The organism is Clostridium sartagoforme AAU1, assembly GCF_000401215.1.
Taxonomy (GTDB): Bacteria; Bacillota; Clostridia; order Clostridiales; family Clostridiaceae; genus Clostridium; species Clostridium sartagoforme.
The window spans coordinates 1-553 of the sequence record NZ_ASRV01000284.1 but is presented as its reverse complement, the minus strand read 5'-3'; the positions used below and the strand labels follow the sequence as shown (position 1 = coordinate 553).

General features: G+C 21.2%; 1 protein-coding gene. It reads right to left on the bottom strand.

The genetic code is table 11. From position 1 onward, the window contains the following. Nucleotides 1-40: 40 nt before the first annotated feature. Nucleotides 41-553: hypothetical protein (locus A500_RS20905; protein WP_016209218.1), on the bottom strand; the 513-nt coding region annotated here is incomplete at its 5' end.

Genomic DNA, 553 nt, shown 5'->3' with positions numbered 1-553 from the left:
TCCATATCATTACTCCTTATATTGCTATAAGGAGATAAAATTAACTTTTAAATTTCGCTTTCATATCTCCAATAGCATCATAATAACAAATTCCTATTTTGCTTTTACTCATCTTTCCTTTTTCAAATAAATATGCGCTATAGTAATTTGTATTATTTAGTATATCCCTAATTATATAAATTAATAAGATATCTTTTTCTATTTTTAACTGAGATGTATTAACTATATTATTAAGGTAATCTATCCTTGTGCTAGAAGAGGTTTCTAAAATTTGTATATACATTTTGTTTGGATCTTCTTTTATTTTTTCTAATAAGTTTTGTACTGATAATAAATCATTAATTAAATCAAATTCTCTAAAAAGTTGTAATTCATTTATATTATCTGATAATTTATTAAAATCATCATTCTTCCATTCTATTTCTACATTATTTAAATGTTTTGGTTGATTTTCTTTTATTACTTTAGATATAACTGAATAACCTAATAATTGTCCTAACATTATAAAATATTTATTTTCCCTTTTTACAACTTCAAATTTATCACTTTCTTT